The organism is Streptomyces sp. 3330 (assembly GCF_031456635.1).
In the GTDB taxonomy this organism is placed as follows: domain Bacteria; phylum Actinomycetota; class Actinomycetes; order Streptomycetales; family Streptomycetaceae; genus Streptomyces.
In genome coordinates, this window is sequence record NZ_JAVDVA010000006.1 from 23,163 (window position 1) to 45,445 (window position 22,283).

Annotated in this window: 17 protein-coding genes; 5 read left to right on the forward strand and 12 right to left on the reverse strand. The window is 73.0% G+C overall.

Annotated elements, in window-relative coordinates:
- Positions 1 to 395: 395 nt before the first annotated feature.
- A complete protein-coding gene (locus J2X68_RS12205; RefSeq protein WP_310432785.1) occupies positions 396 to 962 on the reverse strand; it encodes a cysteine hydrolase family protein in 567 nt (188 codons plus the stop codon).
- Positions 963 to 1,179: 217 nt separating this feature from the next.
- On the opposite strand from J2X68_RS12205, the gene J2X68_RS12210 reads away from it, so the two are divergent.
- The 4 genes from J2X68_RS12210 (at position 1,180) to J2X68_RS12225 (ending at position 6,325) form a co-directional block, all read left to right on the forward strand.
- Complete coding sequence (locus tag J2X68_RS12210) at positions 1,180 to 3,420, forward strand: glycoside hydrolase family 9 protein (RefSeq protein ID WP_310432506.1); 2,241 nt, start codon at positions 1,180 to 1,182, stop codon at positions 3,418 to 3,420.
- Between the two features lie 199 nt (positions 3,421 to 3,619).
- The gene (locus tag J2X68_RS12215; protein WP_037735240.1) at positions 3,620 to 3,865 is read left to right on the forward strand and encodes a hypothetical protein; all 246 of its coding nucleotides are present in this window, start codon (positions 3,620 to 3,622) and stop codon (positions 3,863 to 3,865) included.
- Positions 3,866 to 3,868: 3 nt separating this feature from the next.
- Complete coding sequence (locus tag J2X68_RS12220) at positions 3,869 to 4,246, forward strand: hypothetical protein (RefSeq protein ID WP_062643323.1); 378 nt, start codon at positions 3,869 to 3,871, stop codon at positions 4,244 to 4,246.
- 435 nt (positions 4,247 to 4,681) lie between these two features.
- On the forward strand, positions 4,682 to 6,325 hold the full coding sequence (locus J2X68_RS12225; protein WP_310432507.1) for an RICIN domain-containing protein: 1,644 nt from the start codon (positions 4,682 to 4,684) through the stop codon (positions 6,323 to 6,325).
- Between the two features lie 72 nt (positions 6,326 to 6,397).
- On the opposite strand, the gene J2X68_RS12230 is transcribed toward J2X68_RS12225, so the two are convergent.
- The 3 genes from J2X68_RS12230 to J2X68_RS12240 all read right to left on the reverse strand — a co-directional run bounded on the left by J2X68_RS12230 (position 6,398) and on the right by J2X68_RS12240 (position 10,009).
- Entirely contained in the window at positions 6,398 to 7,567 is a 1,170-nt protein-coding gene (locus J2X68_RS12230; RefSeq protein ID WP_310432508.1) for a lactate 2-monooxygenase, read from the reverse strand.
- Between the two features lie 91 nt (positions 7,568 to 7,658).
- The gene (locus tag J2X68_RS12235) at positions 7,659 to 9,257 is read right to left on the reverse strand and encodes a cytosine permease (RefSeq protein ID WP_310432509.1); all 1,599 of its coding nucleotides are present in this window, start codon (positions 9,255 to 9,257) and stop codon (positions 7,659 to 7,661) included.
- Between the two features lie 158 nt (positions 9,258 to 9,415).
- Positions 9,416 to 10,009 carry a hypothetical protein gene (locus J2X68_RS12240; protein WP_310432510.1) on the reverse strand — a complete coding sequence of 198 codons (594 nt, stop codon included), beginning with the start codon at positions 10,007 to 10,009 and terminating at the stop codon, positions 9,416 to 9,418.
- A 355-nt stretch (positions 10,010 to 10,364) separates the two neighbouring features.
- Between J2X68_RS12240 and J2X68_RS12245 the strand changes: the two genes are divergently transcribed.
- Positions 10,365 to 10,799 carry a protease inhibitor gene (locus J2X68_RS12245; protein WP_310432511.1) on the forward strand — a complete coding sequence of 145 codons (435 nt, stop codon included), beginning with the start codon at positions 10,365 to 10,367 and terminating at the stop codon, positions 10,797 to 10,799.
- Positions 10,800 to 11,007: 208 nt separating this feature from the next.
- Here the strand turns inward: J2X68_RS12245 and J2X68_RS12250 are convergent, their stop codons facing one another.
- From J2X68_RS12250 to J2X68_RS12285, 8 genes are all read right to left on the reverse strand, one after another.
- Positions 11,008 to 11,205 carry a CDGSH iron-sulfur domain-containing protein gene (locus tag J2X68_RS12250; RefSeq protein ID WP_310432512.1) on the reverse strand — a complete coding sequence of 66 codons (198 nt, stop codon included), beginning with the start codon at positions 11,203 to 11,205 and terminating at the stop codon, positions 11,008 to 11,010.
- Positions 11,186 to 11,815, reverse strand: a complete 630-nt coding sequence (locus J2X68_RS12255; protein ID WP_399039793.1) for a HemK2/MTQ2 family protein methyltransferase — start codon at positions 11,813 to 11,815, stop codon at positions 11,186 to 11,188. The genes J2X68_RS12250 and J2X68_RS12255 overlap by 20 nt, the downstream gene beginning before the upstream one ends.
- 45 nt (positions 11,816 to 11,860) lie before the next feature.
- Entirely contained in the window at positions 11,861 to 12,877 is a 1,017-nt protein-coding gene (locus tag J2X68_RS12260) for an iron-containing redox enzyme family protein (protein ID WP_310432514.1), read from the reverse strand.
- A gap of 242 nt (positions 12,878 to 13,119) precedes the next feature.
- Positions 13,120 to 14,205, reverse strand: a complete 1,086-nt coding sequence (locus J2X68_RS12265; RefSeq protein WP_310432515.1) for a Ppx/GppA family phosphatase — start codon at positions 14,203 to 14,205, stop codon at positions 13,120 to 13,122.
- Positions 14,206 to 14,330: 125 nt separating this feature from the next.
- On the reverse strand, positions 14,331 to 15,833 hold the full coding sequence (locus J2X68_RS12270; protein ID WP_310432516.1) for an MFS transporter: 1,503 nt from the start codon (positions 15,831 to 15,833) through the stop codon (positions 14,331 to 14,333).
- Positions 15,834 to 16,290: 457 nt separating this feature from the next.
- On the reverse strand, positions 16,291 to 19,170 hold the full coding sequence (locus J2X68_RS12275) for an NHLP bacteriocin export ABC transporter permease/ATPase subunit (protein WP_310432517.1): 2,880 nt from the start codon (positions 19,168 to 19,170) through the stop codon (positions 16,291 to 16,293).
- A gap of 1 nt (position 19,171) precedes the next feature.
- Complete coding sequence (locus J2X68_RS12280; RefSeq protein WP_310432518.1) at positions 19,172 to 21,394, reverse strand: NHLP family bacteriocin export ABC transporter peptidase/permease/ATPase subunit; 2,223 nt, start codon at positions 21,392 to 21,394, stop codon at positions 19,172 to 19,174.
- Positions 21,391 to 22,197, reverse strand: a complete 807-nt coding sequence (locus tag J2X68_RS12285; RefSeq protein ID WP_310432519.1) for an HlyD family efflux transporter periplasmic adaptor subunit — start codon at positions 22,195 to 22,197, stop codon at positions 21,391 to 21,393. The genes J2X68_RS12280 and J2X68_RS12285 overlap by 4 nt, the downstream gene beginning before the upstream one ends.
- Positions 22,198 to 22,283 lie beyond the last annotated feature (86 nt).

Consider the following 22,283-nt stretch of genomic DNA (forward strand, 5'->3'; position numbering starts at 1 on the left):
GCGCATCCGGCCCCTCGACGTGCGGAAGCGGCCCGTCGTCAGATTCTGTTTGTTGACGATCAGTTGTGAGTACTTCTGCTTCCTGATGAGGGAGAGCCGGCCAGGACGGTCACGCGCAGACCGGTCCTTCCCGCGTCCGGGGCCGCACCGGCCGCCTGAACGCTCCTCGGCGCCCCGGCGGCGCGGGCCGCCGCGGACGCCGTACGCGCCTCCGGCCGCCCCACGGTCGCGCTCCGCGCCGTCCTGCCCAGGCGGTATCCCCGGCCCGACCGGGCAGGACGCGCACCCGCCCGCCAGCCCGCCCGCCCGGGCCGCGGCCTCCACGCCGAGCCTGACGGGCTGCGATCCTGACGGCCGGGGCGGCCGCCGTCCGCTCACCCCGCCCCCAGGGGTCCTCAGCCCGCGTCGGCCGCCTCGAAGGTCACCTTCGCCGTGTCCACCGTGCCCGCCCCGCGCCCGGGCGCGCTCTGCCACGACCAGTACAGGTTGGTGTGGGCTATCACCTGCTCCGGCGCCGGAGCGCCGTACTTGCTCAGGTCCTCCGTCGTGTGGGCGTCGCCGACCAGGGTCACGTCGTATCCGCGCACGAAGGCGCCGTGCAGGGTCGAGCGGATGCACGCGTCGGTCTGCGCCCCCGTGACGACGACCCGGCCCACCCCGCGCTCCGCGAGCACCGACTCCAGCCCGGTGTCCTCGAAGGAGTCCTGGTAGTTCTTGTGGACGAGCGGCTCGGCGTCGAGGCGGACCAGTTCCTCGACGTACTGCCAGTTCTCGCTGCCCCGTTCGAGGTCGTCGTCGGAGTGCTGCACCCAGACCACCGGCACGTCCTGCGCGCGGGCCGCGTCGATGAGGGTGCGGATGTTCGCGATCACCTCGTCGCGCCGGGGCGCGCCGGCCACCACGCCCTTCTGGACGTCGATCACGAGCAGCGCGGTGTTCGGCCGGTCGGGCAGGGTGGTCATGGAGAACTCCGGTTCCTCGTCGTGGATGTGATGGGTGTTCTGGCCGTCCACGGTAGGACGCGCCACTGACAACGGCCTCGAAGCCATCTCGTCCGGACCGTTGACGGGGTGTCATGACTCCAACAACCATGTCCTGCGACCCCGCTCTGGGAGCGCTCCCACGCGATGGCACCCGGATCCCGTACGGAGCGTCCCGCACTCCCCGAGGAGCCTGGACGTGAAACGACGCAGAACCACCCTGCTGTCCCTCGCGGCCCTGCTGGGCGCGGCGGTCACCGCGCTGCCCGCGCAGCAGGCCGGTGCGGACGAGGTCGAACAGGTCAGGAACGGCGGCTTCGACACGAGCGCCGACCCGTGGTGGAGCAGCAACGTCACCGCCGGTCTCGCCGACGGCCGGCTGTGCGCCGACGTGCCGGGCGGCACCGTCGACCGCTGGGACTCCGCCGTCGGCCAGGACGCGATCACCCTGGTGAAGGGGTCCTCGTACCGGTTCTCCTTCCACGCCTCCGGAGTACCCGAGGGGCACGTGGTGCGGGCGGTCGTGGGCCTCGGCGTCGCCCCGTACGACACCTGGTACGAGGCGACCCCCGTGCTGAGCGAGTCGGGGGACGCCTACACGTACACCTTCACCTCGCCGGTCGACAGCGCCCAGGGGCAGGTCGCCTTCCAGGTCGGCGGGAGCGCCGATCCCTGGCGGTTCTGCCTGGACGACGTCTCGCTGCTGGGCGGGGTGCCACCGGAGGTGTACGAGCCCGACACCGGCCCTCGCGTGCGCGTCAACCAGGTCGCCTATCTGCCGTCCGGGCCGAAGAACGCCACCCTGGTCACGGACGCGGTCGCGAAGCTGCCCTGGCAGCTCAGGGACCGTTCCGGGGCGACGGTCGCGCACGGCTGGAGCGTGCCGCGCGGACTCGACGTCTCCTCCGGGCAGAACGTGCACTCCATCGACTTCGGCGCGTACCGCACCCGCGGGACCGGCTTCACGCTGGTCGCCGACGGTGAGACCAGCCGTCCCTTCGACATCGGCACGGCCGACTACGACCGGCTGCGGCGGGACGCGGTGAAGTACTACTACACGCAGCGCAGCGGCATCGCGATCCGGGACGACCTGCGCCCCGGCTACGGCAGGGCGGCCGGCCACATCGGCGTGGCCCCCAACCAGGGTGACTCCGCCGTCCCGTGTCAGCCCGGCGTGTGCGACTACACCCTCGACGTCACCGGCGGCTGGTACGACGCGGGCGACCACGGCAAATACGTCGTCAACGGCGGCATCGCCGCCTGGGAGCTGCTGAGCACCTACGAGCGTTCCCTGCTGGCGCGCACCGACGACCCGGCCGCCCTCGGCGACGGGACGCTCGCCCTTCCGGAGAGCGGCAACAAGGTGCCGGACGTCCTCGACGAGGCCCGCTGGGAGCTCGACTTCCTGCTGAAGATGCAGGTGCCGGACGGGCAGCCGCTCGCCGGCATGGCCCACCACAAGATCCACGACGAGCAGTGGACCGGGCTGCCGCTGCTGCCGGGCGACGATCCGCAGAAGCGCGAACTGCACCCGCCGACCACCGCCGCGACCCTCAACCTGGCCGCCACGGCCGCCCAGGCGGCCCGCCTGTACCGGCCCTACGACAAGGCCTTCGCGGCGAAGGCGCTGACAGCCGCGCGCAAGGCCTTCGCGGCGGCCCTCGCCCACCCGGACGTGTACGCCGACCCGAACGACGGCACCGGCGGCGGGGCCTACAACGACGACGACGCGGCCGACGAGTTCTACTGGGCGGCCGCCGAGCTGTACCTCACCACGGGGGAGAGGCAGTTCGCCGACCGGGTGATGAACTCCCCCGTGCACACGGCCGACATCTTCGGTCCCACCGGCTTCGACTGGTCGCGCACGGCCGCCGCGGGCCGCCTCGACCTCGCCACCGTCCCGAACGCGCTCCCCGGCCGGGACAAGGTCCGCGCGTCGGTCGTGCGGGGCGCCGACACCTATCTCGCCACACTGGCCGGACAGCCGTACGGCATGCCCTACGCCCCCGACGGCAACCGGTACGACTGGGGCTCCAGCCACCAGGTCCTCAACAACGCCGTGGTCATCGCCACGGCCTACGACCTCACCGGCGCCTCGAAGTACCGGTCCGGGGCCGTCCAGAGCATGGACTACGTCCTCGGGCGCAACGCGCTCAACCTGTCGTACGTCACCGGCTACGGCGAGGTGAACGCCCACCACCAGCACAGCCGCTGGTACGCGCGTCAGCTGGACCCGGACCTGCCGGAACCGCCGCGGGGCACGCTGGCGGGCGGGGCGAACTCGAGCATCCAGGACCCCTACGCGCAGAGCAGGCTCCAGGGCTGCGTCGGCCAGTTCTGCTACATCGACGACATCCAGTCCTGGTCCACGAACGAGACCGCGATCAACTGGAACGCGGCGCTGGCCCGACTGGCCTCGTTCGTGGCGGACCAGGGATAGGAGGGGCAGAAGGGTCAGGGAGCAGGCGGGGCAGGCGGGACGATGGGGGGAGGGGGGCAGGGGCGGATCGGTGATCGGATCAACAAGCGCCCCTCCCTGATCGGGAGTGGACAGGCTCGAACACCTTCCGGTACCGCGCGGTCATCAGTTTGACCTGGGGATATTTACGAGTAAGTACCCGCGCGGTACCGTGAAGGGTATGCCAGCCCTCAATGTGGAATTCAGCGATCGCGAGCTGGAGGACCTGCGGCAGATCGCCAAGGAACGCGGTACGTCGATGAAGGCACTCGTGCGGGAGGCGGCCGCCGCCGACATCGCGCGGCACCGGGCGCTCCAGGAGGGCGCGGAGGCCTTCCGGAGGTTCTTCGCCTCGCACGCGGACGAGTTCGCCGCCGCCTTCCCCGAGGACGAACGCTCCGTGCGGGGCGAGGGGCGGGTCGCCTGACCGATGACCTCCGTCATCCACATCGACGTGCCCTGGCTGCTCCAGCGCCACGAAGAGGTTCTGCCGGAGCAGCCCACCGTCAACGACTTCTCGGCGCTGGTGGCCGCCGTCGCCCGGCACCGGGTCGATCCGCCCAAGCTCGGCGTGGACTCCGACCCGGCCTGGCGGGCCGCCGCGCTGCTGCACACCCTCACCCTGCTCAAACCGCTGCCGTCGGCCAACGCCCGCTTCGCCTGCGCGACGGCGGTGGCGTACATGTTCACCAGCGGGGTCGGCATCGACCCGCCGTACGGCGCGCTCGTCGACCTGGCCCGCGATCTGCTGGACGGGAAGACGGACGTCTACGGCGCGGCGGACCGGCTGCGGTCCTGGCAGATATAGGCAGACGCAAAGGTTCAGGGCCGCCGGCCGAGGGCGGGAGGAACAGGGCCGGCGGCCGTTTCGCGCAGGAGAGCCGCCGTCCTGCGCGGGGCCTCCGAGGAAGTGGCCGGTTCCAGCCAACTACGCGGGCCGGTGCGCGGGGAGCGTGCGTGGCGTCCCACTGTGTGCGGGTGTTTCACACGGGGCGCGAGGGCGGTTTTCGGCCGGGCCGACAAGACTGGTGAAAAGGCGGGACGCCCCTGTCGGGCGGGCCCTGCTTATCGACTTTTCATCAACAAGGCGCAGCTTCAGCCGTCGCCTTGTTGTGCGCTACTTGGTTGTGCAAAGGTGAACCGCCCGCGCGGGGGGCATGGCCGGGTCGCCTGCGTTCGTCGGCGGAGGCGAATTCACGCTCCCTGCCGCACCGAACAGGTACGTACCAAAGGAATGCGCTCAGTGCCCACCCCTCAGCCCCCTCGTCCGCCCTACCCTCCGCCGGGCGGGGGTCCAGGAGAATCCGACGAGTCGCTCGCCGCGGGAATACGCGGCGGCGCGGACACCGAGGTCGCCCAGTCGACCGCTCTGCTGATCGCCCGGCACTGGCGGCCGGTGCACGAGTACGCGGTCATCTGCCTGGCCTCCTCAGGGAACGTCGCTTCCATGATCACCGCAGCCGCCTTCCACCAGGTCCTCGACCGGCTGAAGCTGGGCGAGCCGGGGACCGCGCTGCGGCCCCGACTGCTGGTGACCGTGCGGGACATGGCCCGGCTGTGGTCCGCCGACGAGGGGCTGTCCGGCGTGCTGCCGGTGCTGCGCAAGCCGGCCGGCGCGCGGGGGATGCGGACCGCGAAGTCCATGATCGCGGACAACCGGGTGCTGGCGGAACGCTCGTTCCAGGGCCTTCCCGCGGTCGCCCGGTGCGTCCTGTGGCACGTGGAGGTGGAGGCCGAGGACGTCACCGTCGCCGCCGGTCTGCTCGGTAGGGACACCGACACGGTGACCGCCGTCCTGGAGCAGTCCCGGGACAAACTGCGTGAGGGCGTCGTGCGCGCCCACCGGGACCTCGCGCCGAGCAAGGACTGCCGCTTCTACAACCGGCTTCTCGACGTGCCCATCCGCCGCGGCGGGGACCTGCTGCCGGACGTGCGCAAGCACCTGGACGAGTGCCGTTACTGCCGGGCCGCCGCCGAACAGCTCGGCCACTTCGAGAGCGGCCTCGGTGTGCTGCTCGCCGAGGCGGTGCTCGGCTGGGGCGCCCGCCGCTACCACGACACCCGCCCCGGCCGCGCCAGGCAGCAGACCGTGCGGCTCAAGGGCTCGGCCCGGCACGGCGGCCGGGGCACCCGCGGCACCCGCGGCAGGGGCGGCAGCCTGTTCTCGCGCATCCCCTCGCCGCGTCGGCGCTCGTCGGGGGAGACCCGGTCGCCGCGCGCGCTGTTCACCGGAGTCGGCCTGGCCTCGGCGGGACTGCTGACCACCCTGCTCGCCGCAGGCATGTGGTCGGACGACGGCGGCGCCGACCCGGCCGCCTCCACCAGCGGCAGCGTTCCCGGCATCGACTCGCAGGACGCCACCGCCTCGCCGACCGCCCCGGACACCGCCCAACTGCCCACCGCGCCACGGCAGACCAGGCTGCGCAACGCCGCCGCCGACCTGTGCCTGGACGTCCGGGGCGGGGCGACGGCGGGCGCCGCGCTCGAGCTGGCGGACTGCTCCTCGGACGCGACCCAGCAGTGGTCGTACGACGACGACGGCCAGTTGCGCAGCGTCGCCGGGCCCGGCCTGTGCGTGGACTCCCACGCGGACGCCGGGGTGGTCATCCTCGGCGCGTGCGTGGACGAGACCGAAGCCCGGGGCGACGACGTCCGCTACGACCTCACCGTGCAGGGCGAGTTGCTGCCCCGCTGGGACGACGCGCTCGCCCTCGCGGCGGCCGGGGAGCAGCCGGGCGACGACGTGGTGGTCAAGGTGCGCGACCACACCACCGGCCAGCGCTGGCTCACCGACACCGCCTCCGCCACCCCCGGTTCCCTCGCGGTCACCGGCACGGACGCGCCCGCGTCGGCCCGGCCGGTGGACCTGGCGGACGGCACCGCCTGAGGGACGGGGTGGGGTCTCCTTCCCCGGCCCGCGGGCGCCGCGGCCGGTGGCCTCATGGTGACCCGTCCGCCGTCACCCGGCGTCCTCGTCGAGGTCCGCCGGGCCCACGGTCGCCGGTCCGGCGTGCCCGGACAGGGCCAGGGTGAGGTCGAACTCGGCGAGCAGACAGCGGATCACGTGCTCGACGCCCGGCTGCCCGTCCAGGCCGAGGCCGTAGACGTAGGGGCGGCCGAGGAGCACCGCCCGGGCGCCGAGGGCGAGCGCCTTGAAGACGTCGTCGCCGGTGCGCACCCCGCTGTCGAACAGCACCGTGAGGCGGTCGCCGACCGCCCGCGCCACCCGGGGCAGCGCGTCGGCGGCCGCGACCGCGCCGGCGACCTGCCGGCCCCCGTGGTTGGAGACCACCACGCCGTCCATCCCGGCGTCTGCGGCCAGCCGCGCGTCATCGGGGTGCAGCACGCCCTTGAGGACGATCGGCCCGTCCCAGTTCTCCCGCAGGAACGCAAGGTCCGGCCAGGTCTTGCCGGGATCCGCGAACAGGCTGACGAAGTGCAGGACGGCCGCGTTCGGGTCCTCGTGCACGGGCTTGGCCAGGCCGGCCAGGAAGGCCGGGTCGGTGAAGTAGTTGGCGGTGCCCACGCCGTGCAGGAACGGAAGATAGGCCTGGTCCAGGTCGCGGGGCCGCCACGCGAGGAGCGGGGTGTCCAGGGTGACGACGAGCACCGTGAACCCGTTCGTCCGCGCCCGCCGGAGGAAACTGCGGGTCACCTCGCGGTCCTTGGACCAGTACAGCTGGAACCAGCGCTCGGCGTCGCCCATCGCCTCGGCCACCTGCTCGATCGGCGTGCTGGACGCCGACGACAGGACGAACGGCACCCCTTGCGCGGCCGCCGCCCGGGCCGCCGCGGACTCTGCCTCCGGATGCATGATCGACAGCACCCCGACGGGCGCGAGGGCGAGCGGCGCGGGCAGGGCACGGCCCAGCACCTCGACCGACAGGTCCCGCTCGTGCACGTCCCGCAGCATGCGCGGCACGATCCGGCGGCGCTCCAGGGCCGCGCGGTTGGCCCGCGCCGTGCTGCCGTCCCCCGCGCTGCCCGCCACGTAGCCGACCGGCCCGGGCCCGAGGCGCTGTGCGGTGAGTTCCTCGAGCCGGGTCAGGTCGGTGGGCAGCCGGGGGACCGCGCCCGTCATCCCGTTGAGATAGATCTCGTACTGGAAGTCCGCCCAGTGCTTCGCCATCCGTACGTCCCGCCTCCCGCCGTCCCGTGACCGGCGTCGTCGCCGTCGCAGGGTGACCATACCGGCGGGTCGGTGACGGCGGTCCGGCGGTTCAGCCGGCGGCCGACCCGGACGGTACGGCGGCGGGTCCGCCGGCCGCCGCGCCCGGACCGGTGATCGGCGGCACCGCCACCTCCACGGTCCTGGCCAGCCGCGCGCCCTGCGGCCCGTACACCGCCCGGGGTTCGGGGAACAGGCGCAGCAGCGCCAGGTAGAGCACGGCGGCGACGGCCAGGGACAGCGGCAGGCCGATGTCGATGCCGTTCGCCAGATCGCCCAGCGGGCCGACGAACTGGCCCGGGATGTTCGTGAACAGCACCCCGAGCAGCGCCGACACCCACCAGGCGGTCACGCCGCGCCAGTTCCAGCCGTGCGCGAACCAGTAACGCCCGCCGCGCTGACGGCGGTTGAAGACCTGGAGGGCTTCGGGGTCGTACCAGCCGCGCCGGGTCCAGAAGCCCAGCATCATCACGACCATCCACGGCGTGGTGCACGTGATGATCATCGTGGCGAACGTCGAGATGGACTGCACCAGATCCAGGCCGAACCGGCCGACGAAGATGAACACGATGGACAGCAGCCCGACCAGCACGGTCGCCCGCACCCGCGACAGGCGCGGGAACACCGACGAGAAGTCCAGGCCGGTGCCGTACAGCGAGGTCGTGCCGGTGGACATGCCGCCGATCAGGGCGAGCAGGCAGACCGGCAGGAAGAACCAGGTCGGTGAGATCGCCAGCAGCCCGCCCACGAAATCGGGGGCGGCCGGGTCGACGTACTCCGGGGCCTTCGACGCGATGATGCTGGCGGTCGCCAGGCCGAAGCCGAACGGCAGCAGGGTCGCGATCTGTGACAGGAACGCGGCGCCGACCACCCTGCGGCGCGGGGTCGAGGCCGGGATGTAGCGCGACCAGTCGCCGAGGAACGCCCCGAACGACACCGGGTTGGACAGCACGATCAGTGCCGCGCCGATGAACGACGGCCAGAACAGCGCGTCGGTGGCCGCGTCCGCGGAGTCCGTGAAGACGCCCGCGTACGACGCGTCGAAGTCGCCGCCGAAGGCGATCGCGCCGAGCAGGAACAGCACCGTCGCGGAGGCGACCGCGACCTTGTTGACGAACAGCATGAAGCGGAAGCCGTAGACGCAGACCGCGAGCACCAGCCCGGCGAACAACGCGTAGGCGACGGCGTACGTCAGGTCGCCGCGGGAGAGGCCGAAGAGGCGGTGGGCGCCGCCGACCAGGGCGTCGCCGGAGCTCCACACGGAGATGGAGAAGAACGCGATCGCCGTCAGCAGGGAGAGGAACGACCCGACCACGCGTCCGTGCACACCGAGGTGCGCGGAGGAGGAGACCGCGTTGTTCGTGCCGTTGACCGGGCCGAACACCGCCATCGGGCACAGGATCAGCGCGCCCACGAAGACCCCGAGGAGGGTGGCCGCGAGGCCCTGCCAGAAGGACAGGCCGAAGAGGACGGGGAAGGCGCCGAGCACACAGGTGGAGAAGGTGTTCGCGCCGCCGAAGGCGAGTCGGAACAGGTCGAGCGGGGTCGCGCTGCGTTCGGCGTCGGGGATGCGGTCCACGCCGTGGGGCTCGACCTCGGTGAGCGGCGGGGGAGAGGCGGACGGCGCGGGTTCGGGGGACGGCGGGGTCAAGGGGGCTCCAGCAACAGGCGGTCGACGGTGGAGCGCGGGGTGGCGCGGCACGGTGAAACGGCCGTCCCGTCGCGGGGTGGGCGACGTGGGCGGATGCCGTCACTGATCGGGGTCTGCCGAACGTACGGCGTACGGCAAGACCCCGACCAGCGGACGAATCATCCTTCTTCCGGGTCGGGGGTGGACGAATCCGCCACCTCCGTGTGCGGGGGGCCGGAGTCGGGGCCGGTGTCGGCGTCCGGTCCCTGGGCCCGCACGCGCTGGACGTGTTCGAGGGAGTCGCGCAGGTCGGTGAGCCAGTCGTCGGTGTGGCGCTGGACCAGCCGGACGCACCAGGCGAGCGCGTCGCTGCGGCTGCGGGCGACGCCCGCGGCGATCAGGGTGTCGAGGACCTGGCGTTCGGGCTGCCGCAGCCGCGTCATGACGGGCGCGGCCACGTGGGTGAACAGGGCGCGCTCCCCGTCGCACACCACACCCCAGGAGACCTTCCGGCGGAACCGGTGCTCGGCGTCGCGGGCCACGTCGATCCGGGTCTCCCGGGTGCGCTCCCGGAACTCCTGGATCCGGGCGGTGACCGCGGCCTCCCGCTCGGCCGCCGACGCGTCCTCGGTCAGCCGGGGCGCGGGGATGCGCCCGATCACGGTGATCTCCTCGCGGTCGACCGTCACCTCGGCCGGCTCTTCGAAGAGGCCGTCCGGCAGGCGGCCCGCGAACCAGCCCCTCAGCTTCTCTTTCTGTTCGTTCGTAATCATGTAATGACCATTACTCCGCTGGTACATGAACACAAGGCCTCGAGAAGAAGTCCGCCGAGAGCGGAACGGAGGGGCGTGCGGAGGGATTCGGAGGCCTCAGCGGAATGTTTCAGGCCGATTAACGAAGCTATGGAAACCGGTCATCGGAAGGACCGAAGGGATCATGAAGCGCTTGCTTCCGGCGTTGGAACGTTCGAATTCCGTTACTTCTCGCCACTGATTCAATACGCAAGGTTACTGAAACCCATGGGGTCGATGTGAGATTCGGCGGCGGACTCGGCAGACTCGCGCTCGCCGCGTTCGACACCGACCGAGTCGGACCGGCACCCCCGAATCGAGCGGAAGGATGCACACAATGCGGAACACCGCGCGCTGGGCAGCGACCCTCGGCCTGACGGCCGCCACCGTATGCGGATCCCTCACCGGATCCGCGCTCGCCGCCCCGGCCGCAGCGCCGACCTCCCTCTACGCCCCGTCGGCATTCGTGCTGACCGTGGGCCACGGCGAGAGCGCCGCCACGGTCAACGCGGCCCGGGCCGTCACCCTGAACTGCGCCCCGACACCCTCCGGCACCCATCCCGCCGCCGCTCGCGCCTGTGCCGAACTGCGCGCCGCCGGCGGCGATCTGGACGCCCTGGCGGGCCCGGGCGACGCCATCTGTACGAGGCAGTACGACCCGGTGGTCGTCACCGTCGACGGCGTATGGCAGGGCAAGCGCGTCTCCTTCGAGCGCGCCTTCTCCAACGAGTGCGTGAAGAACGCTGCCGGAAGCAGCCTCTTCGCGTTCTGAGACCGGGATCGCGTGGTCCCCGTGGACGCCGAGAGAGGCTCGTGAGGTGGGGAGTGCGAGCCCCTGACACGGGAGCAGCGTGATTCCGTAGCCGGAGGCCGGACGGGCAGTGTGGGGCTGCCCGGCCGGCCTCCGTTGCGTGTGTCCGGACGGCCGCGTGCGTTCCGGACGGACGGCGCGCCCTCGGACGAGGGCGCGCCGACGGGCCCTAGGACCGTTCCCGGTGGCTGGTGTCGCACCATGGGTAGCGGCGGCTGCGCCGGCAGGTGCACAGGGCGACCCGGAAGCGGTCGGAGGCGACCGTGGTGCCGTCCTCCAGTTCCACCTCCACCGGTCCCTCGACGAGCAGGGGGCCGCGCCGCTGGACGGTGATCCGGCAGGGCCGGTCAGTCGGGGAGTTCGGCACGGACCACCACCAGTTCCTCGTTCTCGTCGTCGGCGGACAGCAGCCCCCGCGCCCGCAGCCAGTCCCTGCGCTCGCGCAGGACCGGGCCGAAGGGGATGCGGCGGCGTCGCGTCACGGACGCCTTGAGTCCGGACGCGCGCAGGACCGTCAGGGTGCTCGCGGGATCGCTGAGCGCGGAGTGGACCATGAGCAGCACGCCGCCGGGCCGCAGCTGCAGGGGCGCCTCGCGGCAGATCCGGTCGAGCAGCAGCCTGCCGTCACCGCCGCCGTCCCAGGCCCGGGCCGGCCCGCGGCCCGCACGGCCGCCGGCCGGCGCGGGCACGTACGGCGGGTTGGTCAGGATCAGGTCGAAGAGCTGTCCGTGCACCGGGGCGAAGAGGTTGCCGCGGTGCACGCGCACCGGCAGCCGCTCCCGCCAGGCGTTGAGGCGGGCGGAGTACACCGCGCGCCAGGACACGTCGACCGCCGTCACCCGCGTGCCGCGCCGGGCGGCCTCCAGTGCCAGCGCGCCGGTGCCGGTGCCCACGTCGAGGACGTCGGCGCCCGGAAGCAACGTTTCTTCGGACAGTGCCCCGGCCAGCAGGGCGGTGTCCTCCTGAGGGGCGTACACGCCCGGGAGTACGAGAGGATTCACCCCGACCAAGTACCCTGATCATCACGAAATATGGGCATTTTCCCGAGCGGGGAGCGGGGTGCGCAGCGAGGACTCTCCCGCGCGCCAGGCGGCGAGCAGGCGGGCGGCGAGGCGGTCCTCGAGGTGGCCGGTGGCGTCGAGGCCGAAGGTGATGTCGGGGGCCAGGTGCGGTTCCTCGTCCAGCAGACCGCCGATGACGTCATGGCGCACCACCTGCTCGTGCACGGCGTCGGCCTCGACGTGCTCGTCGTAGAAGTACGCGGCGGCGGGCCCGGCGTCCGCGCGGCGCATCGCCTGCGCCAGCCGCCGGGAACCGGGCGAGGAGGTGATCTCGACCGCCGCGAAGTGGCCCACGAGGGCGCCCCTGAGCGACCGGTGCAGGCCGAAGAGGGACATCAGGTTGACCGTGGCCAGCGTCTCGGCGCACGCGGCGTCCAGATAGCGGCCGTAGGCGGTGTCGAGGTCCAGGTCCGTCATCAGGTCTGCGAACAGCTGCGCGTGGACGCGGTCGGGGCGGCCGCCGCCCCACTCGTCGAACTCCACCGCCGCCATCGCCGCCTTGGCCCGGCCCCACAGCCTGGGCAGCACCCACGCGTGCGGGTCCGCCTCCTTGAGGTGGTACAGGGACCGCTGGGCCGCGTACTCGCGCAGCTGCCACCTCTCACCCTCGGCCGCGAGGAAGTGACTGACGCCCGAGCCCTCGACGGGCTCGACGAGCAGCTCCGCGAGCGCGTCCTCCACGGAGTCGTGGACCGGAGTGTCCTCACGCAGGGCGGTCAGGAACCGGTGCTCCAGCGCGGCCCGCACCCGCAGCAGCGCGGGATCCCACTCCCGGTCCGCGGCCACCCCCGCGAAACCCCGGTAGTGCAGCTCGTAGCAGAGGTAGAGGGCCAGCTGGAGATCGTCGCCGTACGCGGACGCCGAGGCGACCGTCTCCGCCGCCGGAAGCGTGTCCGTGCCCGCCAGATATCCGCGGACAGCCGCGGACACCGGGCCGCGGGCGACCGGCAGCTGTGGTCCATGGGGGTCGTGTGCCATGCGCGCCGGGTACCCCGCGGACGCCGGACCACCCGCCCGGCCGCGCGGTCACGCCCTGTCACTCGCGTGCGACGGGCCCCGACGGGGTCCGCCGGCTGCCCCGGGGCGGCGGCCCGCAGTCCGGGCAGGCCGGGCGGGCCGGGTGACGGCGGGGGTCCCGTTCGTCCTGCTCACGGGGCCGTGCCGGGGTGCGGCCGGGCGCCTCGGCCGGGCCGAGGCGCCTCCGGGGCCCCGACGCGGGGTCAGCGGGCTCGGTCTGCCGCGGGCTCGCCCGCCGTGCGCTGCGAGGCGATTCCGACCGGGGGCCGGGCGGGCGCGGGGCCCTGCTGGGCGATGCGCAGCGGCACCGGCTCCAGGGGCGCGTCCTCCTCGATGTCCGTGAGCCGGCTGACCTCGGCCCACCAGGCGGGGCCGTCCTCCATGTGCCGCAGCATCACGCCCTCACGGATCGCCCACGGACAGACGGTGACCGAGGTCAGTCCGGTCAGCTTCATCGCCGTGTGCCCGATCACCGCGCCGGCCAGGCTCTGGGCGGCGCGCGGCGCGGAGATGCCGGGCAGCCGGGAGCGTTCGGCGGCGGGCAGGGCGGCGAGGGTGGAGACGGCCTCGCGCAGGTCGCGGCGGCGCAGGGTGCGGTCCATGAAGGGACCGTGCCGTCCGGGGGCCGCACCGCACAGCCGGCCCAGCTGCTGGAAGGTGCGGGAGGTGGCCACCGCCGTGCGCGGTCCCTCCCACCGGATCCGGGCGGCCACGTCCCTGAGCTGGTGGCGGATCCTGCGCCGTGCGGCGCGCAGAGCCTCGGGGGAGGGCGGGTCGTGGTCCGCGAAGAAGTCGTGGGTGAGCCGGCCCGCCCCCAGGGGCAGCGAGGCCACGAAGTCCGGCAACCTGCCCCGGCCGAAGGCCACTTCGAAGGAACCGCCGCCGATGTCCAGCAGGGCGAGCGGCCCGCAGCGCCAGCCCATCCAGCGGCGGGCCCCGAGGAACGTCAGCTCGGCCTCCACCTCGCCCGGCAGGGTGCACAGCGCGACGCCGGTGCGGGACCGGACCTCGCGCAGCACCGCGCGCCGGTTGGGGGCCGCGCGCACCACGGCGGTCGCGAAGGCGAGCGGGCCCGCCGCGCCCCACCGGTCCGCGGTCCGGGCCGCCGCGGCGACCGCGCGGACGAGCCGTTCCACGGCCTCGTCCGGGATGGGGTCGCCCGGGGCGACCTGCTCGGCCAGCCGCAACCGCCACTTGGCCGTGTGCACGGGCAGCGGCACCCCGCCCGCCGCGTCCGCCACCACCAGCCGCACGGTGTTCGAACCCACGTCGAGCACGCTTATTCTCATGGACCGCGAGTACCCAGGGCTAAACCTCCGGCACCCCCGCTCTTCCGGGGCCCCGGCACGCCGAGGGGCCGCCGTCCTCGCGGGCGGCGACCCCTCTCCCTGGCGCGGCTCCGCCGGCGGGCCCGTCACATGTGGACCACCGGTGCCGCGTCCGCGTCCTGCTGCGGCACTCCGCGGCGGAAGAGCAGGAACGCGATGGCCGCGCCCGCCGCGAAGAAGCCGGCCGACCACCAGAAGGCGGTGGTGTAGCTCTCGATGGTCGCCTGCGCCTGGACCAGCTTGTCCGCCGGGTTCTTGCCCACCAGGTAGTCGGCGGCGGCGCTCGCGGCCAGGGTGTTCAGCAGGGCCGTACCGATCGAACCGCCCACCTGCTGCATGGCGTTGACCGTGGCGGAGGCCACGCCCGCGTCCTCGGCGGCGACCCCGCCGGTGGCCATCTGCATGGCGGGCGGCATGACCAAGCCGAGGCCGATGCCGGTGACGACCAGCTGCGGCAGCACCGCGCTGAGGTAGTGGGAGCCGACGCCGATCCCGGTCAGCCAGGCCATGCCCACCGCGGCGATCGCGAAGCCCAGCGGGATGACCGCCTTCGGGCCGAGCCGGGGCACCAGGGCCGTGGTGCCGATCTGAGCCGCCACCATGAGCGCCCCGACCATCGGCAGGAACGCCACACCCGTCTTCGTCGGGCTGAAGCCCAGGTTCAGCTGGAGGTAGTACGTGAGGAAGAGGAACACGCCGAACATGCCTGCGCCGGAGATCAGCACGGCCAGGAACGAGGCCGCCCGGTTGCGGTCGAGGAGGATGCGCAGCGGCAGCAGCGGGTGCGCGGCCCGGGTCTGCCACCAGGTGAAGGCCGCCAGCAGGGCGCCGCCCGCGAGCAGGAAGCCCCAGGTCAGCGGCGAACCCCAGTCGTGGGTCTCGGCGTTGGAGAAGCCGTAGACGAGGGAGAAGAGACCGGCGGCGACCAGGACCGTGCCCGGCACGTCCAGCTTGGAGTTCTCGGCGTCGCGGTGGTGGGACAGCAGCAGCCAGCCGCCCGCGAAGGCGACGACGGCGATGGCCACGTTGACGTACAGCGTCCAGCGCCAGTCGAGCGCGTCGGTCAGGATGCCGCCGAGCAGCAGACCCACCGCGCCGCCCGCGCCGGCGATGGCGCCGTAGACGCTGAACGCCTTGGCGCGCTCCTTGGCGTCGGTGAACGTGGTGTTGAGCAGCGAGAGCGCGGCGGGCGCGAGGAGCGCGCCGAAGGCGCCCTGGAGTGCGCGGGCGGTGACCAGCATCTCGAAGTCGGTCGCGGCGCCGCCGAGGGCGGAGACGGCGGCGAAGCCGACGACCCCGATCAGGAAGGCCGTCTTGCGGCCGAAGAGGTCGGCTATCCGGCCGCCGAGCAGCAGCAGGGAGGCGAACGCCAGCGCGTACGCGGTGACGATCCACTGCCGGTTGCCGTCGGAGAAGCCGAGGTCGGCCTGGGCCGAGGGCAGGGCGATGTTCACGATGGTGGCGTCCAGCACCACCATCAGCTGGGCCAGGGCGACGACCGCGAGGATCCACCACTTCTTGGCGGACGCTGCGGACGGCCCCTGGTCGGCGCCCGCGCGGGGGCCGTCCGTCAAGGTCTTCGGAGACATGGGGAACCACTCCAGGGACGTGAGGGCAAAGAACACGTAAACGAAACGGTTTCGTACACATCGAGGCTAGACCAGTTTCAGCGAAACGGCAAAGTTTCGTTAGTGGGGGAGTCCGCGGAAGAAGCGCGGTGGAGGGTGCGGCGTCGGACGTCGGCGCGATCGGGGTCGCCGGCGGGCCGGGCAGGCCGGTCGCCATCGGCGAGGTCCCGGCAGGCACGGGGAGGTCCCGCGCGTCCCGGGGCCCCGTCGCGGCGGCCCTGGGCTTGGCGGACCGACCGAGCGGGACGGGGCCTCAGATCGCCTGCCGCCCTGCCCGGCCGCACGGCGCCCCGGCCCCCGGAGGTGCGGGAGGGGGCCCGGGGCCCGGAGGTGCGGGAGGGGGCCCGGGGCCGGGGCCGGGGCCAGGGGGATTCCGGGCCTGAGCCGACCGGGGCCGGGACCCGGGCCGGAGCCGGGCTCAGGCCAGCTGGCGCCGGACCAGTTCGTGCAGCCGTCCGCCGGTGTCCGCGAGGAGCTGGGCGGGCGGGCCCTGCTGGGCGACCTTGCCGTTCTCCATCACCACGACCCGGTCGGCGTCCATCACCGTCGACAGGCGGTGCGCGATGACGACCCGGGTGGCGTTGAGCTTGCGGGTGCTCTCGATGACCGTGCGCTGGGTCTCGTTGTCGAGGGCGCTGGTCGCCTCGTCGAAGAAGAGGATGCGCGGCCGCCGGATCAGCGCCTGGGCGATCATCAGGCGCTGGCGCTGGCCGCCCGAGACCGACGCGCTGCCCGACACGATCGTGTGCAGTCCCATCGGCATGCGCTTGATGTCCTCGGCGAGACCGGCCAGCTCCGCGGCCGCCATCGCCTCCTCCGGCGTGTAGGCCTCGGTGCCGCAGATGACGTCCAGCAGCGAGCCGGTGAAAGGCTGGGCGTGCTGAAGCACCACCCCGCACTGCCGGCGCACCGCCGACCGGTCGAGCGCCGCCAGGTCCTGCCCGTCGTACAGCACGCTCCCCGAGACCGGCTTTTCGAAGCCGATGAGCAGCCTGAGCAGGGTCGACTTCCCGCAGCCGCTCGGGCCGACGATCGCCACGAACTCGCCCGGCCGCACCTCGAAGGAGACGTCGTCGAGGACGAGGGGACCGTCGTCGGAGTAGCGGAACGAGAGCCGGCGGGCCTCCAGCGCGCCGGTCAGCGGACCGGGGCGGGTGTTCGCCGTGCGGACCTCCGGCGTCGCCTCCAGCACCGGCCGGATCTCCTCGAACAGCGGCAGCGCGGCCACCGCCGAGACGAAGGCGCCGGTCAGCGAGGTCACCGAGGTGAGCAGCATCGTCATGGACGTGTTGAAGGTGAGGAAGTCCGCCGCCGACAGCGCGCCCCGCGCCGGACCCGCCAGCAGCATGAACATCAGCAGGGAGCACAGCGGCAGGTACACCGAACCCAGCACGGTGTTGAGGTTCTTGATCCGGCCGAGGCGCTGCTGGAGCTCCCGGCTGCGCGCGAACTGCGCCGCCCAGGCCGCGTACGCGTAGTTCTCGGCGGCCGCCACCCGCAGCTTCGGCAGTCCGCGCAAGGTCTGGAAGGCCTGGTTGTTCAGCTTGTTGGAGAGCACCACGAGCCGCCGCTGCCAGCGCACCTGCCACAGCCCGAGCGCCAGGAACACGGACGCGATGACGACCAGCATGCCGATGGCGGCGAGGGCCATCGGCACGCTGTACCAGAGGAGCAGCCCCAGGTTCATCGCGCCGACGGTGACGGACTGCGCGACGGACGGACCCAGTCCCGCCAGCAGCCGGCGGATCGCGCTGATGCCCATGGCGGCGCTGGCCAGCTCGCCCGTCGAACGCTCGGCGAAGAACGTCGTCGGCAGCCTGAGCAGCCGGTCCCACACCGCCGGCTGGAGTGTCGCCTCGATCCGGCCCTCCAGGCGCAGCATGGTCAGGTTCTGGAGCAGCATGAACGCCGCCGCCACCACGCCGCTGACCATCACCGCCAGACACACCTGCACGATCAGCCCCTGCTGGGCCTCGGGCACGTACTCGCCGAGCACCTTGCCGGTCGCGATCGGCACCAGCGCCCCGATCACCACCGTCACCAGACCGCTGAGCAGCAGGTTCGTCAGGTCCCCTGCCGTGCCCCGCATGCTGAAGCGCAGCAGCCCGAGGGGACCGAGGCCCTGTTCCGGCAGGGGGCGGTAGAACATGACCGCCCGCGGCTCGAACTCCTGCGCGTTGGCCTTCTCGATCGGGGTCTCCCGCCCGGTCGCCGGGTGCACCGCGACATAGCCGCCGCGCCGCCACAGCAGGGCGACCGGCGCCCCGGACAGGGCCCGGTGCCCGACCAGCGGTCCCACGTCGTCCCGCCACCAGCGGCCGTCCAGACGTACGGCCCGGGCGCGCACCCGTGAGGCGAGGGCGACCCGCTCCACCGGGTCCAGCCGGTCGCTGTCGGCTCCCATCCGCGCGGGTTCGGCGAGGGTGATCCCGGCGGCGCGGGCGACGAGCACGCATGCCGCGTAGGTGGCGTCGGCGTCGGCGGCCGTGGCGCGCCTGTCGGCGCCCCTGCCGCCGCGGTCGGCCCGCCCGTTCCCGCCGATCGAGGCGAGCAGAGTCCGGTCGGCCTGGGCGCGGACCGCCTCACCGGCCTTGATCCCGGCGGCCGTACGCGTCTCGTGGGTGTGTTCCAGCTGCTCGATCCAGCGGTCGAGCGTGGTCAGCAGCCGGTACTGCTGGTCGACCATGCTCTGCCACACCGCGGGATCCATCAGCAGGTCGGCCGCCGCCTCGGCGCCGTACAGCGAGCCGTACTGCACGCTGCCCGGCGGCACCTGCATCCAGAACACCTCGTCGTCGTCCCCCGTGCTCGCATGAGCTCGGACGGGGGCGCCCCCGTCCTCGGCCCCCCGCTCGGTGGCCATCGGCGCCTGGAAGAGGATCGACAGCCCGCGGCCGACACCGAGGGCGAGCGCGTACTCCAGGGGGCTCGAAGTCGGCGGCACGTACTGAGGGTTGCCGTACGCGTCGTAGGACCACGTCTCGGTGTTCGCGGGCTGGTACAGCTCACGCAGCCCGACGCGGTGGACGACGCAGTCGCGCAACGGGCGTGCGACGAGGGTGTGACGGGGTCCGCCGACCGGGCCGAGCAGCAGCGCTCCCGCCTCCAGCCGGCCCAAGTGGTGCCAGTGGCCCTGCTGTCCGGCGTCCACCGCGAACAGGTCCAGCGCGCCCGAGGCGACCAGCCACAGTACCTGCGGGCCCTCCAGGTCGAGCCGGTTGAAGCCCGCGCAGTCGATCCGCGCGCCCAGCTGCCCCAGCGCGGCGAGCACGACGTCGCCTTCGGACACGGAAGTCATCTCATCGCTCCCTGACCAGCGCCGCGTACGAGCCGCCGCGCGCCACCAGTTCCTCGTGCCGTCCGCGCTCCACGACCGTGCCGTGCCGGAGTACGACGATCTCGTCGCTGTCGCGCACCGTGCTCAGCCGGTGGGCGATCACCACGCACGCGCAGCCGCGCCGGCGGAGGTTGTCCATCACGACCTGCTCGGTCTCCGCGTCCAGCGCGCTGGTCACCTCGTCCAGCACCAGGATGCTGGGCCGCCGCACCAGCGCCCGCGCGATCTCCAGGCGCTGGCGCTGGCCGCCGGAGAAGTTGCGGCCGTCCTGCTCGACCCTGCTGTGGATGCCGCCGGGCCGCCGCACGACCGTGTCGTAGAGCGCCGCGTCCCTGAGCGCGTCGACGACGGCGTCGTCCGGGATCGACGGGTCCCACAGCGCCACGTTGTCCCGCACCGAGCCCTCGAAGAGGAACACCTCCTGGTCGACGAAGGACACCGAGGAGGCGAGTGCTCCGCGCGGAATGTCCTCCAGCCGCTGCCCGTCGACGCGGATCACGCCCTCCCAGGGCGCGTACAGCCCCGAGATCAGCCGGGACACCGTCGACTTGCCGCTGCCCGAGCCGCCGACCAGCGCCACCTGCTGCCCCGGTCCCACGGTCAGGTCGAAGCCGCTCAGCAGCGGCTTGTCCAGCGGGCTGTAGCCGAAGGTGATGTTCTCCAGCTCGACGTGACCGTGCAGCCGGCGGGTGGAGTCCGCGCCGGCGCGGCGGTCGTAGAGCGGGTCGGCGCGGAAGTTCTCCACGTCCTTCAGCCGGGCCACGTCCGCCGCGAAGTCCTGGATGCGGCCCGCGACCCCGTTGAGGCGGGTCAGCGGAGCGGTGAAGCGCGTGACCAGCGCCTGGAAGGCCACCAGCAGACCCACCGAGATATGGCCCTCGATCGCCCGCATGCCGCCGATCCACAGGATCAGCGCGCTGTTGAGCGTCGCGAGCGTCGGCGCGACCACGCCCAGCCAGGCGCTCGGCACCCCGAGCCGCTGCTGCTCCTCCAGCGTGGTGGCGTGCTGGCCGGCCCACTTGCGGAAGTACCCCTCCTCGCCGCCGGTCGCCTTCATCGTCTCGATCAACTGGAGCCCGGTGTACGCCGTGGTGGTGAGCCGGGCGTTGTCCGCGCGCAGCTTCGCCGTCCGGGTCGCGCGCAGCCGGACGACGATCCGCATGGCGACGATGTTCAGCAGCGCCACGCCGATCCCGACGGCCGTCAGCTGCGGGTCGTAGGTGTACAGGAGGACCGCGTACAGGACGACGACGATCGCGTCCACGCCCGCCGACGCCAGGTCGCGGGCCAGCGTCTCGGCGACCGCGTCGTTCGACTGGAGCCGCTGGACCAGGTCGGCCGGGCTGCGCTGGGCGAAGAAGGTGACCGGCAACCGCAGCAGATGGCGCAGGAAGCGGGCGCTGGACAGGGTCGAGGAGATGATCCGGCCGTGGTGCAGGTTGGCCTGCTGGAGCCAGGTCAGGACCACCGTCAGGGCCACGCAGGCGCCCATCGAGACGAACAGCACGCCCAGCAGCGAGGTCTGCCGTCCGATCAGGAACATGTCGATGTAGGTGCGGCTGAGGGCCGGCACGGCCGCGCCCACCAGGACCAGCAGCAGACTCGCCAGCACGGCCGCCGGCAGGGTGCCCGCGGTGCCGCGCAGCCGGGCCGGCATCGCGCCCAGCACACCCGGCCGGCGTCCGCCCCGCTCGAAGTCCTCGCCCGGCTCCAGCACCAGCACGACACCGGTGAAGCTGCCGTCGAAGTCCTCGATCGGCACGAAGCGCCGGCCCTTGCCGGGGTCGTTGATGTACACGCCCCGGCGGCCGAAGCGGCGGCCCAGACCCTCGTAGACGACGTAGTGGTTGAACTCCCAGAAGAGGATGGCGGGCGACCTGACCCCGGCGAGGGCGGCCAGGTCCATCTGCATGCCCTTGGCCGTGAGGCCGTAACTCCGGGCCGCCTTCAGCAGGTTGCTCGCCCGAGAGCCGTCCCGGGACACCCCGCAGGCGATGCGCAGTTCCTCCAGCGGGATGTGCCGGCCGTAGTGTCCGAGGACCATGGCGAGCGAGGCGGCCCCGCACTCCACGGCCTCCATCTGGAGCACGGTGGGCGTGCGGACGGTCTTCGTCCGGCTCTTGGGAACCGTACGGCGGGGCGGTGCGGCGCGGCGCCGGGTCCTCGGCTGCTCGGTGGCGGTCACGGGAGCAGCCAATCGACGGGACGCTGGTCGGCCAGCCGGATCGAACCGGTGGCCATGGTCATGGAGGTGAGGGCGTACGGCGGCCCGTCCGCGGACGACCACCGGTAGCCGCTCTTCGTCGCCGGGGACCGGTCCAGCCGGACCAGCACCGCCACGGGGCGGCCGTCCTCGGTGAACTGCTCACCCAGCTGGCTGTCGCCGAGGAACGCGGCGATCGCCTGCGCCGACTGGGCCGTGCGGTCCACCGACTTCACATGGCCGCGCAGCACGCCGTACTCCTGCGAGGGCACGGTCTGCACGGTGAGGTCGACGGCCGCGCCCGCCGGGACCGAGGCGGCGTTCTGCGCGGGGACGTACACCGTGGCGTACAACGGGTCGCCGGCGGCGGCGACCTTCTCCACGGCGGCGACGTTCGCGCCGGTGGCGATGATCTGCCCGATGGTGGCGGCGAGTGCGGTGATCCGGCCCGCGGCGACCGTCCGCACCACGGCGTCGCCGTCCGCCGTCCGCACTTTCAGCACGGGCGATCCGGCGGGCAGCCGTTCGCCCTCCTTCGCGAGGACCGCGGTCACCTGGCCCGCGGCGGGGCTCTGGAGGATGTAACTGCCCTCGCCGTGGGTGAGGACGGCGGGGGCGCTCACCGTGGAGGCGACCGAACCGGTCACCGCCCACACGGACGCGGCCGCCATGACGGCCACGGTCACGGACAGCACCAGCCAGCCCTGGGGGCGCGCGAAACGCACCGGCAGGTCGAGTTCCTCCGGCGACTGGAGCTTGGCGAGGGCCTGTTGGCGGAACTGCACGGGCCTACCTCGGGAGTTTCAGGACGCCGACGAGTCCCGGAGCCGGGTGACGGCTCCGGGACTCGCAGGAGTCACAAAAGGTGCGA